Below are 14033 nucleotides of genomic sequence, written 5' to 3'. Positions count from 1 at the left end.
ACGGAGAAAACGGTCAGGCCAGGACGGCGTCGAGGAACTCCTTGCGCTCTGCGGCGTTCTCCTGGAACCACAGACCGAGCTTGTGGTCCGCCCGCGGGTAGACGAGACGGGTGAATAGCGAGGGCGACGCGCTGAGTGCCTCCGCAACGGCTTCGGTGACGGCCTCGGGGATGACCTCGTCGACGGCCGGGGTCGCCAGTACGGCGCGCGCAGTTAGGGCACGGAACACTTCGAGTGCCGGGGATCGGCGCCAACTGTCGGGCGTGCGGATGATCTCGGTGAAGCCCGCAGCGAACGGAACGCTCCACGCCTCGGCGGCGTAGACGGCAGGCGCGCACAGGCCGATGGCCTGCACCCGGCCGCCGTAGTGCGTCGCCAGATCCGCCACCGTGTGACCACTCATGCTGAACCCGACGAGAACGAGCCGGTGGTCGGCGGGGACGCATGAGTCGATGACCGCGCGGGCCTGCACGAACCGGCGTTCCAGGCTCAGTTCGCCCAGGCGTCCGGAACTGTCGCCGTGGCCCGAAAAGTCGAAGGAGTGAGCCTGGTAGCCGCGTGCGGCGCTGTCGCTCATCAGCCCGACGAGGCGCTGCTTGCTGCCGGTGCCGGCACCGTGCAGCAGAACGACCGATTGCCTGACCTGCGCCGGGTGTTCGGCATACGGGATGGCCCGCGCGCAACTCAGGCGTTCACCGTCGTGCTCCACTGTGAAGCCCTCGAACGCCGCGGCGCTGCGGATCGACTGGTCGCCGGTCACGTGGTGACTCCTCCGAAGGATCTGGCAGGACAGTTGTGATCGTTCCACAGCCGATCAAGCGCCTGCTCGATCGTCGCGCCCCGGCCAAACGTTGAGATGCGTCGTGCAACCGTGGGGGGAGCAGGCTGGGTACGCGTTGACAAGCGGTCCGCATGCGGGAACCGTGGGAACAGGGGGAAGATCTTCGGCGGCCCGTGGTCGTCGGAGAGGATCTCGACCGGCAGGACGGGCAGCCCGGCGATGTGCGTCGGTGCCGCCGCCCTATGGGCCCCTTGTCCCCGTGCGTTGCCTCTGTGCGCTGTCTCCGGACTGTCGAAGCACGTGAGGAGCATTGGCATGAACACCACCAAGAGACGCCGGCTGGCGCTGTTCGCACCGGCCGCGGCAATCGGTCTCGCGGTGCCGATGGTGTTGTCGGGCGTGGCGGGCGCCTCGCCTTCCACGCTCATACGGAACGGCCCGACGGTGGCCTATTCCGCGGCGAACGCGACGGCGAACACGGTCGCGTTCTCGACGTCGAACGGCCGGGTCATCGTGAGCGACGCCGCCGGTGTGTTCGCGGGGCCGGGCTGCCTCAGGCTGTCGGCGACCTCGGCCGACTGCGGCAGCACCGCGACGCTGACCGGCATCAACGCCACCAGCGGGGACCAGAACGACACCATCACGCTCGCGGTGCCGGGCACCCCGTCCAACGTGAGCGCGGGCTCGGGCAACGACAGCGTCCACGCCAAGAACGGTGTGCGCGACCAGATCACCTGCGGTACCGGCTTCGACACGGTCCAGGCCGACACGTTCGACGTGGTGGCCGCGGACTGTGAGGTGGTTACGCACTGACCTGCGACGCGATCGCGTTCACGTTCCGGACCACGCCGCAGGCACCCGCGGAGCGGGGCGCCCGCAGGCGACCCCGCCGCCGCACAGCGCGGCGATGCGCCGCACCCGGGCGGGTGCGGCCCGGTGGCGATTCCGGTGAAGATCGAGAAAGCTCGCGCGCATGGTCTCGGTATTGCAGAACGTGGCGATCGACTGTGCGGACGCCTATGAGCTGGCCCGGTTCTGGAGCGGCGTGACCGGTCGCCCGCTGCATCCGGAGGACAGGCCGGGGTCCCGCGAGACCCAGGTGATGCTGACCGAGGGCCCGGTGCTGTACTTCAATCAGGTGCCGGAGCCGAAGACGGTCAAGAACCGGGTGCACCTGTGCCTGCGTCCCGAGACCTCGCGGGACGAGGAGGTGGAGCGGCTGTTGGGTCTTGGCGCGACGTTTGTCGCTGACCACCGCAATCCCGACGGGAGCGGTTGGGCGGTCCTTGCGGATCCGGAGGGCAACGAATTCTGCGTGCTGCGCAGCGAGTCCGACCGGGCGGCCGCGGACTCCTGACGCTCGGGCGCGGATCCGGTGTGGCGTGCTGTTCTGGCGGCTGTAGGCGTCGGGTTGGCGCTCCGGGCCGCGGCGGGCGGCCTTGCGGGCTGCTACCGTCGCGGCGCGTTGTGTTCCTCCGCCCACTTGCGGATGGAGCTCACCGCTTCCTCGTAATCCAAGGGTGCGTTCGGGACTTGGCGGGCGATGTGCGTGAGCGCGTCGGCGAGCAGCTGAGCCGGTATGTCCGTACCGAAAGCGTTCTCCAACGCCGAGAGCGGCAGCTCTCCGCCGTGCCCTGGGTCGAAGTGGCGCCAGGACGCGATCTTGGCCGCCGCGGTCGGCGCGAGGAGGACCGCCTGCCGGCCCTCGCGGTAGGTGGTCACGAACCTCGCGAACTCCGGGGGAACGGGGTCCGGCGGGGGCGGCGCGCAGATGTACCCGATGGCGGCCTCCGCGACGGCCGTCAGCTGGAACGTCAGTTCGTCGGCGACCGCCGTCACGGTCGGCGTGACGGCGTCGAAGGCGGCCGTGATCGCCGCCTCCTGGTCGGCCAGGGTGCCGTCCAGCCCGGCGCGCAGGGCGCGGTCGGCGTCGGCGCAGGCCCGTCCGGTGTCCGCGAGCAGGGCGTGGCCGGAGGTGAGGGTTTCCCGGAAGGCAGGGTCGATCGCGGCGAGCAGGGCCGCTCGGTCGGGGTAGGCGTCGATGCGCGCCGCGATCCGGTCGGCTTGCGCGACGCGGACCGCCAACCGGCTTGAAGCGGTGGAGAGTTCGGAGTCCTTGTGGACGCGAAGCCTCTCGAGAGGCATCGCGCGGCCGGCCAGGTCCTCGATGTGCTTGGCGAGGTCGGCGGCGAACGCGGACAGTTCACGGCCCGCGGCCGTCGCCGCGACGGTGTCGGCGAGCATCCGGTCGGTGGCCGGGCCCTGGGCGAGGTCCTGGTCGGTCGGACGCGGGGTGGCGTCCCGCAGCGCGGTGTACGCCTGGTCGGCGGCGGGGACGCGGCGCTTCGCCGCCTCGGCCGCCAGGTCGTGGACACGTGCCTCCACGAACGTCCTCAGCAACTCGCCCCACAAATCCCGGCGTTGCCCGGACGGCACAGCGGCCAGCAGCCGGTCGGCCGTCACGGGTGCGCGCCATGTGGTCTCGAAGACCCGCCGCGTGTCGTCGGCCCATCGGTCCGCCGCCCGCTGGACCGCAGCTGCGCGTCGGTCGCCGGAATCGGCGTCGGCATCGGATGCCCCCTGTTTCGCTGCCAAGGCGTATCCGGGGAGTGTCGCACCGCGAGCCGCGCCGATTACGGCGAACAGCGCATTTGCCTTGTTGCTGAGCTTTGAGGTGTGGTGTCGTCGAGGGCTGACAGTTGTTCGGTCCGGCGCACGTTGTGCGTAGTCGGCCCTACTCGGCGTCCTGTGCCTCGATCAGGTCGAGGTCGCGAACGCAGAAGCCGTGGTGCTCGAAGGTCTCGTTGAGCACGGTGCCGAGGCACTGCCGCACCAAGCGGCCCCGGGCGTACGGCGGCCAGACATCGTCGTCGGGCACCGGCGCTCGCGCTGCGAGCTGCACGGCGGTGACCTCGTCGAGCCAGGCCTCAAGCTCGGCGGCCTGTGCGTCACGCACGCTCACGATCTCGTCGAGGGCCGGATCGAGCGAGAGGTCAATTCCGTGCGCTCCACGGTAGGGCTCGACGGTCGTCCCGATGCCCATCGGTGTGAACAGCTCCGTCGAGCCCAGGCAGCAGCGGCGGAACCACGAGTCGTGGACGAAGACCAGGTGGCGCATCGTCTGCAACGCCGACCACTCGTCGTTCATGCTGCGGCGCTCGATGCCGGGCGTACGGCGGATTCGCTCGATCGTGGCGGCCCAGCCGGCATGGAGCTGACGCGATGCCTCGCGCAGATCGTCCGGGTCCTCGGAGCGGATTAGCACCCGCACCGGATGACGCCGGTCGAGCTCTGCCTCGACGTACTCGGTGACCTCGACACCGTTCACTACGAGGTTGGTGACGAGCCCGTCGATCACGGCATCCTGCATGACGACGCCGATCAGGCGTGCCCCGGTCAGATCGCACTCACGGAACTCCGCACCGTGCAGATCCTCGTCGATATATCGCGTCATGCGCCGCATGGTAGGTCCGAGCACCGACAAAGCCAGCCTCCCCGGTTTGATTCGGCGGTATCGGCGTGAGTTTGAGCCCGGTTCCAGCCAATGCGCCGTCGATGAGCCCCGGTCGGTGCTGCACGCTGCGTAGTTGGCGCCGGACGGCCTGGATCAGGTGTTCGGGGTCGGTGAATGTGGTGTTGGCCAGGGCGCGGCGGATCAGTGACCAGATACCCTCAACCTGCTCAGTAGTCGGACAACGGCTGCCACGGCAGCGCGTCGCGCCAGCCGGGGCGGTCGGCCGTCCAGTCCGCGAGCACCTTTGCGGCGAGGTCGTGGACGGCGAAGTCGCCCCAGCGTTCGAGCGTCGCCTCGAAGTGCCGGTCCGCGCCGCCGTCGCGGTATTCGACGCTCAGGGTCAGGTCCTCGTTCAGGTAGACCTGGATGTAGAACTGCTCCGGAGGGTCGGTGTCGACGCGTTCGACGACGAGGAAATTGTGGTAGGTCGTCACGTCCGCGAGGAGGTCGAACAGCACGACGTCGGACGGGTCGTCGTGCAGGCGGCCGTCGAACTCCCGGACTCGTACCGCGGGTCGGTCGCCGAGGAGCGGGCGCAGCAGGTCCGCCGCATCGACGGAGGCCGGCAGATCCGACACCTGGCCGTCGCCGACCTCCACCACGCGCCACACGCCGTCGGCGCGCAGGGCGAGGTCGGTGGTCACGAACGGCGCGTCGAGATCGCGTACGGAGGCCCGCAGTTCGTTCGACAGCGGGACGTCCTGGGGGGCGACCGCGTCGGCGTCCTCCCGCGCGTCGGGGTGCGGGGTGGCCAGCACCGGCTCGCCGTCCAGCCACCACACACGCACCTCGGGCCCGGTGAGGTTCTCGTACGCCCTGATCACCACGCCGCCCGTCAGGAACTCCGCCTGCCCGTCGAGGAACGCCGCGACGACGGACTCGAGGCGCACAGTATCGGCGAGGTCGGGGACGAAGCACGCGGTGTCCCACTCGTGCTTGCGGGACTTGACCCAGTCCTTCACCACGCCCGGCCCCGGCGGAAGTTCGACGGCCTCATCGGCGAGGCGTGTGGCCGTGGGGCGTTCGCCGTCCGCGAGCGGGATCGTCCGGCTCGCGGGCGAGTGCTGTCGGAAGTACGGGTACCAGCTGGGCAGTTCGTGGCCCACGCGGTACGCGCGCGGGCTCGACACCGGAAACGCCCCGCGCCGCCGCAACGCCGCGTCCATCGCCTCGTACGCCGCGACCGGCAGCATCCAGCCCCGGTAGAACAGCGCGCCGAAACCCTCCGGGACGCGCGCGACCGCCTCGGCGGCGTCGCCTCGCAGGGCGGCGTCGTGGTCGACGTACGCCACCGCGAACCCGAGTTCGCGCGCCGCGGCGGCCTCGCGCGCGAAATGCGGATCCGGGCGACGGGGGTTCAGCGGGTCACAGGGGAAGAGCAGAGCGTTGGGCATCGGCACACGATAGATGTTGTCGGTGTCTGCGGGTGCAGGTGCCGTGTCCGGACCGGACTCACCGGTGTCCGGTCCGGACGCGCCTGGTCCTAGACCTCCGGCTCCCAGGCGATGATCCGGTCGAACACGACCCGGTCGCCGTCGATCTTGACGGACTCCATCGGGTTGCGGCCGTACATGAAGAGCACCAGCTCGCTGGCCGTGCCGCTGGCGGAGACATTGGCCGCGTCCCCGGCGGGCTCGGTCAGGTCGGTGATCCGCGCGCCGTCGGCGGAGAGCCACACGCGCCAGGAGGGGCCCTCGGTGGCGTGGTACTCGATGGTCGCGGGCTCGTGCGGCCAGGCCTCGGTCGTCGCGCAGCAGGTGCTCAGGAACTCGTCGACGCCGTCGACCGCCACCTCGTCCGGCAGCGGCTGCGGGGCGCCCGCGGTGACCTGGGCGTCGTACGTGTGTACGGCGATCTCCTGCAGCTGGTGGCGGGCGACGGCACCGCAGGTCCGCGGGGACTGCGACGCGCCCCACCAGGTCCAACAGCCGCGGTCCGGACCGGCCTCCCGCAGGGCGTCCAGGAGCTGCTGCGTCGACTCGGCCATCCAGGCCAGCAGAGCCTCACGCTCCTGCGGCGCGGGATCGCCACCCGGGGCGGACTTGCCGGTGGCGTCAGGCCCCGCCGCGACCGTGGCGGCCCACGCGCGGCGCCCCTCGCCCAGATGCCGGACGAGATCGAACAGTGTCCACTCCGGGCATGTCGGCACCTGCACGTCGAGACCGGGCGCGGCGGCGACCGCGGCGCAGAAGGCGGACGACCGCTCGTCGATAAGCCGCAGCAGGTCGGGGAATCCCAGGGTGTTGGCCATGGCGGCTTTGTATCACCGTGCACCGCTGAGCGGACAGTGGATTTTCGCGCCCGATCAAGCCGCGGCGCGGCCGAGGTCCTGAACAGCTCATGTTGACGCTTTGGCAGCGGTGTCGAGGAGTTCGGGGACGGTACCGGGGAAGTCGGCGAGGAGGCGGAGGGCGACGAGCCAGCGTTCGGGGTCGGTGCCGAGGGCACTGGCCGTAAGGGCCGCCACCTCGGGGGAGGGCGCTGGGGCGCCCGGACGGCGGTCCCGCGCCGGGCGCAGAGTCGGCGGGCACCCGACCTGCAGGGTCAGGCCGGCGAGCGTCCTGTTCGGCAACGGGTCCGCCCGGTGGGCGGCCTCGACGGCAGGCCAGTCGAAAGGGCCGCGGGGTGCCAGGAACGCCGCGCCCCACGACGATGTGCCGGCCCGCACGCGGTCGAGGAGCCCGGCAGGGCCGCAGAGATGGTCGAGTGCGGCAGCCAGGCGCGCGGTATCGGTCGGGTGGTCGAGGGCGTCACTCACGACGGTGGGCTGCGGAGCGGGGACCGGATGCACTTTCGCGCTGACGGCACGGACGGCGTCCGCGCCCGCGGCGCGCAGCAACCCGGAAAGCCCCCTGACGACGATGGCTGCGGCCCCCGACCTGTTGTACTCGGGCTGGAAGACGGTGAGCGCCTCGACGGTCACGTCGGGGTCGTCGAGTTCCACCGCGAGCCCGAGCCGCGCGGACCGGTAGCGGGCCCCGAGCTCGCGGTCCATCCAGCCGGGATTGACGAGTTCCCGAGGCGGAACGAGCCGGAGCCCGGGCAGCAACGCCTCGCGCGGGGCCGCCCAGTTCTCGTGCAGCGCGGCGGCCACAGCCGGGTGCCGGTCGGCGGCCAAGGCGACGAGCACCTCTGGTGCCACGAACCAGTTGTGCGCCAGTGCGACCCGTTCGTCGAGCGTCCCGTGTTCGAGCACGAAGGCGGTCAACGCCGCCGACGGTACGTTCCGGCTGAGCAACGTGGCCCGGAGCCCGGCGTCCACACGGCGCAGGACGGCGACCTGGGTCGCGGCGGATGCGGTGCCCAGCAGGGACGAGTGCTCGTTCACCCGCACACGCAACCAGGACGGGCCACGCGGCTCAAGGGCGACCGGGCGCTACACGGGGCGCATGGTCGTTCTGGTTCGCGGGGGCTCCTCCGGTCGGATCGGTCGGCCCCGGGCCTGGGTGACCCGGGGCACGGGTGTCGGCTACTTCCGTTCCTTCTTGACGGGCTTCTCCTCCGACGAGGACGAGGACGAGGACGACGACTTGTGAGAGTCCTTGCTCTCGTGTTCGTCGTTGCTTTCGTTGTCGCTGAAGAAGTCGGCGAAGGCGTCCTGTTCTTCCTTGCTGACCTCGCGGTCGAACGGGGAGGCGGTCTGTCGCGGCTTCCTCGGTTCGGTGCGTACAGGAGGCACGCCTCCCGTGCCCCAGGCGACCGTTGCCTTGTGGCCGGGGCGGGCCGCTGGGGCGTAGCCGTCGACGTCGCGTTGCCAGGCGGCGAGGAGGCGGCCGGCAAGGGTGGGGTGGCTGTCCTTGAGGGTGTGGAGCGTCATGTGGAAGTACGCGTGGGTGTTCTCGGCGAGCGCCCGGTGTTCGGGCAGGTCGAAGGCCGTCGCCGCCGCAGGGAAGGCGTCGTGGTACAGGTCCGCGAGCTTCGACAGCTTGCTCGTGCCCCGGTACGCCTCGCCGTGCATGCCCTTGATGAACGTCCAGAACTTGTCGCCGTGCAGGCACCACTCGTGGACGAGGACCTCGACGGCGTCGGCGAGCCGCGTCTGGGCGTCCCGGGTCGCGGTGATCGGCGGTTCGCCGACCATGTGGATCTGAATCGTCGTCGGGCGCGACTGCACGCCTTCCGTCAGCCAAGCAGCGTGGGTGGTGGCCTCGGTGTCGACCCCGCCGACGAACATGCGGGTCTCGGCTGTGCGTTCGAGGTCGCCGTCGCGCACGAGGAGCGTGGTGTTCGTGGCGGCGATGATGTCGTCGAAGACGCCCACCTGTTGTACGAGCCCGAAGGCCTCGGCGTAGGCGCTCCCCGGTTTAGCGAAGGCGCCTTTGAGTTCCAGCATGCGGTCCCCCCAATGGTCACTGCTGTGGCAACCCACTGTATGTGGGCGGCCATATCAGCGGTGGCAGATCATCAACGACGAGACCGGGGCCGCGCGGTAGGCGTTCCAGACGTCGGTGCCGTGGGTTTCGTCCGGGGGCGGGGTGGTGGTCGGCAGCCAGTCGACCGCGTCGAATCCGCCTGAGCGGGCCGCCTCTTCGAGGTCGCGCCGCGGCCATTCGACGAACTCGTACGGGATGGGCGGCTCGGTCAGGAACGCCGCGCGCAGCAAAGGGGCTTCAGGGCCGGGCACGCGTTCGCGGATGGTGACGCCGACCGCGTCCCAGTTGCTGTCCGGGAACGGCGCCTGGTTGGGGACGATCGCCACGAGCCGGCCGGTGGGCGTGAGGTTGGCGTGGATCGCGCGGAACATGGCGCGCAGCGCGGCGCGCGACGGGGCGTAGTTGAACAGGTAGACGGCGGTGGCCAGTTCGAATGAGCCGAGCTCGGGCATCGCGGCCACGTCGTGGACCGCGTACTCGATGCCGAGCGGGCGTTCGGTCTCGTGGCCCTGGGCCAGGCGGATCATCTCGGGGGAGATGTCCACGCCGACGACGGGCGTGGCGCCGCGTTCCGCGAGCAGCCGGGTGTTGTAGCCGGCGCCGCACGCGACGTCGAGGGCGGCGGTGCCGGTGACGTCGCCGATGGTGAGGAGCAGGCTGTGGGTGTCGGCGGCCGAGAAGGCCGCGGTGGACTTCGACTCCTCGAAACGGCTTCCGATGCGGTCGTACTGGTGGGTCGGCATCGCGGTGCGGGCTCCTTCGGCGGCGGTGTCGGGGCCCTTGCTACCACCGGGTCGAAATCCGGTACGCGGCCTGCCACCCGGGTGGGTGCAGGGCCGGCCGGATTTCAGGCGTTCGGGTGAAGGGGGAGGGGGAAATGGGTCGAAATCAGGGTGTCGGGGTGCGGGCGCGCCCGGCTGGAGCGGCGTGCATGCACGCGGCGAACCCGGGCAGCAGAGGCCTGTACGACGCGACCGACGGCCCGGTTGCCGCCTGCGGGGCCGGGCCGAGGGGCCCGCGGACCGCGCGGTCCCTCCCGACCACCACCCAGCTCCGGGGGTAGCGAGTGAACACCACGGCGACTGTCATCGAACGCCGGAAGAGCTCGACGAACGCGAAGCCGATCTACGCCTTCGTCGGCGCGGGCGACCTCGCGCTGGAGAAGATCCGCGACGCCACCGCGATGATGAGCGAGGGAAGGATCAGCCTTCCCCCGAACGTGAAGGAGCTCCGCCACCGCGTCTCGTCCACGGTCGCGGACGTGCAGTCCGCGGTCGGCGACACCGTCGGCGCGCTGGCCGACAACCCCGGTGCCTTCGTGCGCGGCCAGTACGGCAAGGCCGTCGACGCCTACGACGACCTGGCCGTACGCGGCTACAGGGTCGTGGAGAGGGCCCGCGGCAAACTCGAGGACGCGGAGGAGGAGGCCAAGCGGGTCAAGGACCGGACCTGGGACGACGCCACGCGGATCGCCGACGAGATCAAGGACGAGGCCAAGCGGCGCGTCGACGACGCCCGGGACAAGGCCGAGGAAGTCGCCGACGCCACCGAGGGCAAGGCCAAGGAGGTCGCGGGCCGCGCGAAGGACGGTGCGCGGGGCGCCGGTTCGAGGGCGAAGCCCGCGTCCGGGACGGCAACTGCCAAGCCCCGGACGGCGCGTGGCTCCAAGCCGACCCCGCCGTCCGGACGCTAGACGTCCCGACAAGGCGGTGGGGGGGGGGGCGCCCCCCCCCGCGCCCCCCCCCCCCCCCCGCCGTCCGGACGCTAGCCGTCCCGCCAGGGGGGGGGCGCCGGGCCCGACCCGGCCCGGCGCCACCCGTCACGCCGTCAACCCACCCCTGATCGGCCGCCACCGGCTCGACAGCTTCGCCAGCCCGCCCGGCAGCAGGTACACGACGCCGACGAACAACGAGCCCAGCAGGAACAGAGGTTGGGACAACGGCACCCGCAACACCCCCGGCAGGTCGGCGATCGCGGACGAGTTGGCCAGGTCGCCGAGCCGGTGCGCCGCCCACGTGTACAGGACGCCGCCCAGCACCGGCCCCCAGCGCGTCCCCGACCCGCCCAGCACCACCATGACCAGCAGCGACAGCGTCGTGTCCGAGCCCGCCGCCTGGGGCGTCGCCCCGCCGGTGAGGAGGAGGTAGACGACGCCGCCGACGCCCGCGAGCGTGCCGGCCACCGCCAGCGCGACCAGCTTGAAGCCGTACGGCCGCAGCCCCAGCACCTCGACACGGCGCTCGTTCTCGCGGATGCCCGCCCACACCCGGCCGGTGGGGGAGGACGACGTCCAGTGCACCACCGCCAGCGTGAGCGCGAGGTACGCCAGCGCGATCCAGTACAGGTTGGGCGTGTTCTCGATGCCGATCAGGCTCCCCGGCAGCAGGTCGGACGGCGCCGCGCGGCCCTCCTCGCCGCCGGTCACGCCGCCCGGGTTGCGCTGCACGAGGATGGCCCCGGCCTGCGCGAAGGCCAGCGTGACCATCGCGAAGCCGATCCCGGTCACGCGCAGGCTCACCGCGCCGAGCAGCACCGACAGCACCGCCGCGCCGCCGATGCCGACCAGGGCGGCGGACGCCAGCGGCAGCCGCCACTCCAGCATCGCCAGGTCGGTGAAGTACAGCCCGGCCGCGAAGTACAGCGCGTGCCCGAAGGAGAGCAGCCCGGTGCGGCCGAGCAGCAGGTCGTAGCTCGTCGCCAGACCGCCGAACACCAGGCACAGGGCGAGCAGTTGCAGGCTGCCGGGGCTACCGACGGGCCCGTCGAGGAGGCCCGGCACCCGCACCGTGCCGTACGGCAGCACGGCCAGCACGCCGAACAGGGCCAGCGGCCACCAGCGCAGCAGCGCAATGCGGGCGGTGCGCGCGGGCGCCCCGGTCGCGGACGAGGGCGGCGAGGGCGACGGGACCGCCGGGGTCGGCGGCGTCGACGAGGTCACGGTGCTCAAGCCAGTCTCCCGGTCAGTTCGCGGGGCCGTGCCAGGACGAGGACGGCGAGGAGGGCGACGACGGCCAGGTCGCCGAGCCCGTCGGCGGTGTAGTAGTTGGCGAACTGCTGGACGAGCCCGACCGCGACGGCCGCCGCGGCGGCGCCCGCCACCGAGCCCATGCCGCCCATCACCACGACGACGAAGGCGAAGATCAGCAGGTTGGCGCCCTGCCCGGGGTTCACCGACCCGAAGTAGAGGGCCGCCAGCCCGCCGCCGAGCGCGGCGGCCGCGCCGCCGATCGCGAAGACGAGGGTGAACGCCTTGCGGACGTCGACGCCCAGCGCGGTCACCATCGCCCGGTCCTCGACACCCGCGCGCACGATCAGCCCGTAGCGGGTCCGCGCCAGGAACAGCCGCAGCGCGACCAGCACGAGGGCGGCGGCGCCGATCAGCACGAAGCGGTTGACCGGGACCGCCGCACCCGCAATGTGCACGGTTCCGGCGAGCGATTCGGGCTGCGGGAACGGCCGTGCGTCGCCGCCCCAGATGCCCATGAGCAGGGCCGGGACGGCCAGGCCCACACCCACGGTGGCGAGGATCTGGTCCCTCGGCCGGGTGTAGAGCGGCCGGATGAGCACCAGTTCGAGGACGACCGCGGCGACCGTTCCGAACGCCGTGCCGAACGCCAGTGCGAGCCAGTAGTTCAGTCCGGCCTGCGCGGCACCCCACCACGTCGCGTACGCCCCGACCGACAGCAGCGCGCCGTGCGCCAGGTTCAGCACGTCCATCAGCCCGAAGATCAGCGACAGACCCGACGCGATGAGGAAGTACAGCGCGCCCAGCCCCAGCCCGGTGCAGGCCAGCAGGACGACGGTGGCCATCAGGGAGCCTCCTTGGTGGCGGTGGCGGTGGCGGTGGCGGCAGAGGCAGCGGCAACAGCAGGAGCGGCAGTCGCGATCGACGAGGCGGCAACCGGATGGCCACCGCCCACCCCCAGCAGCCGCCGCGCCGCCTCCTCGTCCGCGAGAAGTTCGGCGGCGTCCCCCTGGTGCGCGGTACGCCCGTCGGCGAGGACCGTGCACGTCCCGGCGACCCGCCGCACCAGCGCGAGGTTCTGTTCGACGAGCAGCACGGGGACGCGTTCGGCCACCCGCGCCAGCACGTCCGCGACCTCGGCCACGATCTTCGGCGCCAGCCCCTTGGTGGGCTCGTCCGCGACGATCAGCCGGTTCGCGTTGAGCAACGTGCGGCCGATGGCCAGCATCTGCTGCTGGCCACCGGACAGCGTGCCCGCCAACTGGCGCCCACGGGAGCGCAGTTCGGGGAACAGCTCGTACACGAACGGGTACGCCGGATCCGCGTCCCGCTCGGCGAGCCGGAGGTTCTCGGCCACCGTGAGCCCGGCGAACACGCCGCGGTCCTCCGGCGCGTAGCCGATGCCTTGGCGCACGACCGCGTGCGTGGGCAGGCGGCCGACGTCGCGTCCCGCGAAGCGGATGTCGCCGGTGCGCGGGACCAGGCCCATGACCGCCTTGACCGTGGTGGTCTTCCCGGCGCCGTTGCGGCCGAGCAGCGCGGTCACCCCGGTCGGGGCGACGTCCAGGTCGACGCCGTGCAGGATGTGCAGCCCGTCGATCACAACGCGCAGGCCGCGCGCGGATAGCAGTGCCTCGGACGTCACAACGCCTCCCCGAGGTAGGCCTGTTGCACGGTCGCGTCCGCCATGACCGCGTCCGGCGTGTCCAGTGCGAGCAGCGTGCCGTGGTGCATGACGGCGACCCGGTCGGCGAGGCCGAGCAGCACGTCCATGTGGTGCTCGACCATGAGCACGGTGCGCCCCAGGTCGCGGTGCACCGAGCGGACCAGGTCGGTGAGCGCCGGGACTTCCTCGGCGCTGACGCCGGCCATCGGCTCGTCGAGCAGGATGACGCGCGGCTCGCCGACGAGCAGCACGGCCAGTTCGAGCTTGCGCTTCTCGCCGTGCGACAGCGCCGACGCCAACGTGTCGGCGCGGTGCGCGAGTTCGGTGCGATCCAGGGTCTCGGCGACCTGTGCCGCGAAGCGGTCGGCGCGCCGCCACATGCGGAACGAGGCGCGCGGCCCGGCGGCGGCCTGTGCGGCGAGCCGCACGTGTTCCGCCACCGACAGGCCGGGCCACAGCGACGACGTCTGGAACGTACGGCCGATGCCGCGCCGGGCCCGGACGTGCACCGGGGCGCTGGTGATGTCGGCGCCGTCCAGCTCCAACGTCCCGCCGCTCGCCGGGTATATGCCTGAGACGAGGTTGAACAGCGAGGTCTTGCCGGCGCCGTTCGGGCCGATGAAGGCGACGAACTCGCCCTCGTGCACGTCGAACGACACGTCCTCGACGATCGGGACGCCGCGGACCGACCAGCCGAGGCCGCGCAGCCGCAGGACCGGGGCGGGGTTCGGCAT

15 protein-coding genes are annotated in these 14033 nt (G+C 71.8%); 3 read left to right on the top strand and 12 right to left on the bottom strand.

The window, feature by feature from the left end:
• Positions 1–13: 13 nt before the first annotated feature.
• The gene (locus QI554_RS05130) at positions 14–760 is read right to left on the bottom strand and encodes an alpha/beta hydrolase (protein WP_281466295.1); all 747 of its coding nucleotides are present in this window, start codon (positions 758–760) and stop codon (positions 14–16) included.
• Positions 761–1096: 336 nt separating this feature from the next.
• On the opposite strand from QI554_RS05130, the gene QI554_RS05125 reads away from it, so the two are divergent.
• On the top strand, positions 1097–1594 hold the full coding sequence (locus QI554_RS05125; protein WP_281466293.1) for a hypothetical protein: 498 nt from the start codon (positions 1097–1099) through the stop codon (positions 1592–1594).
• Between the two features lie 160 nt (positions 1595–1754).
• The gene (locus QI554_RS05120; protein ID WP_281466291.1) at positions 1755–2138 is read left to right on the top strand and encodes a VOC family protein; all 384 of its coding nucleotides are present in this window, start codon (positions 1755–1757) and stop codon (positions 2136–2138) included.
• Between the two features lie 92 nt (positions 2139–2230).
• Here the strand turns inward: QI554_RS05120 and QI554_RS05115 are convergent, their stop codons facing one another.
• The 7 genes from QI554_RS05115 to QI554_RS05080 form a co-directional block, all read right to left on the bottom strand.
• The gene (locus tag QI554_RS05115; RefSeq protein WP_281466289.1) at positions 2231–3244 is read right to left on the bottom strand and encodes a hypothetical protein; all 1014 of its coding nucleotides are present in this window, start codon (positions 3242–3244) and stop codon (positions 2231–2233) included.
• 271 nt (positions 3245–3515) lie between these two features.
• The gene (locus tag QI554_RS05110; protein WP_281466286.1) at positions 3516–4235 is read right to left on the bottom strand and encodes a DinB family protein; all 720 of its coding nucleotides are present in this window, start codon (positions 4233–4235) and stop codon (positions 3516–3518) included.
• Between the two features lie 227 nt (positions 4236–4462).
• Positions 4463–5689 (bottom strand): ATP-grasp domain-containing protein, encoded by a 1227-nt coding sequence (locus tag QI554_RS05100; protein WP_343230761.1) that lies wholly within the window; start codon positions 5687–5689, stop codon positions 4463–4465.
• Between the two features lie 89 nt (positions 5690–5778).
• On the bottom strand, positions 5779–6546 hold the full coding sequence (locus tag QI554_RS05095; protein ID WP_281466284.1) for a maleylpyruvate isomerase family mycothiol-dependent enzyme: 768 nt from the start codon (positions 6544–6546) through the stop codon (positions 5779–5781).
• An 87-nt stretch (positions 6547–6633) separates the two neighbouring features.
• Positions 6634–7623: a hypothetical protein gene (locus QI554_RS05090; protein ID WP_281466282.1), complete on the bottom strand. Its 990-nt coding sequence runs from the start codon at positions 7621–7623 to the stop codon at positions 6634–6636.
• 141 nt (positions 7624–7764) lie between these two features.
• The gene (locus QI554_RS05085) at positions 7765–8628 is read right to left on the bottom strand and encodes a hypothetical protein (RefSeq protein WP_281466280.1); all 864 of its coding nucleotides are present in this window, start codon (positions 8626–8628) and stop codon (positions 7765–7767) included.
• Between the two features lie 54 nt (positions 8629–8682).
• A complete protein-coding gene (locus tag QI554_RS05080; protein ID WP_281466278.1) occupies positions 8683–9411 on the bottom strand; it encodes a class I SAM-dependent methyltransferase in 729 nt (242 codons plus the stop codon).
• Positions 9412–9734: 323 nt separating this feature from the next.
• Here QI554_RS05080 and QI554_RS05075 point away from each other — a divergent pair, with 323 nt between their 5' ends.
• Positions 9735–10361, top strand: coding sequence for a hypothetical protein (locus tag QI554_RS05075; protein WP_281466276.1), 627 nt, complete (start codon positions 9735–9737; stop codon positions 10359–10361).
• A gap of 126 nt (positions 10362–10487) precedes the next feature.
• On the opposite strand, the gene QI554_RS05070 is transcribed toward QI554_RS05075, so the two are convergent.
• The 4 genes from QI554_RS05070 to QI554_RS05055 are packed head-to-tail and all read right to left on the bottom strand — an operon-like array spanning position 10488 to position 14033.
• Positions 10488–11606, bottom strand: coding sequence for a branched-chain amino acid ABC transporter permease (locus tag QI554_RS05070; protein WP_425527917.1), 1119 nt, complete (start codon positions 11604–11606; stop codon positions 10488–10490).
• Positions 11607–11611: 5 nt separating this feature from the next.
• The gene (locus QI554_RS05065; RefSeq protein ID WP_281466274.1) at positions 11612–12478 is read right to left on the bottom strand and encodes a branched-chain amino acid ABC transporter permease; all 867 of its coding nucleotides are present in this window, start codon (positions 12476–12478) and stop codon (positions 11612–11614) included.
• Positions 12478–13278 (bottom strand): ABC transporter ATP-binding protein, encoded by an 801-nt coding sequence (locus QI554_RS05060; protein ID WP_281466272.1) that lies wholly within the window; start codon positions 13276–13278, stop codon positions 12478–12480. The genes QI554_RS05065 and QI554_RS05060 overlap by 1 nt, the downstream gene beginning before the upstream one ends.
• The gene (locus QI554_RS05055) at positions 13275–14033 is read right to left on the bottom strand and encodes an ABC transporter ATP-binding protein (protein WP_281466270.1); all 759 of its coding nucleotides are present in this window, start codon (positions 14031–14033) and stop codon (positions 13275–13277) included. The genes QI554_RS05060 and QI554_RS05055 overlap by 4 nt, the downstream gene beginning before the upstream one ends.

The sequence above is a fragment of the Yinghuangia seranimata genome, from assembly GCF_029953285.1.
In the GTDB taxonomy this organism is placed as follows: Bacteria; Actinomycetota; Actinomycetes; order Streptomycetales; family Streptomycetaceae; genus Yinghuangia; species Yinghuangia seranimata.
Note: the sequence above shows the minus strand (reverse complement) of the source record. Positions and strands in the feature narration are given on the sequence as shown.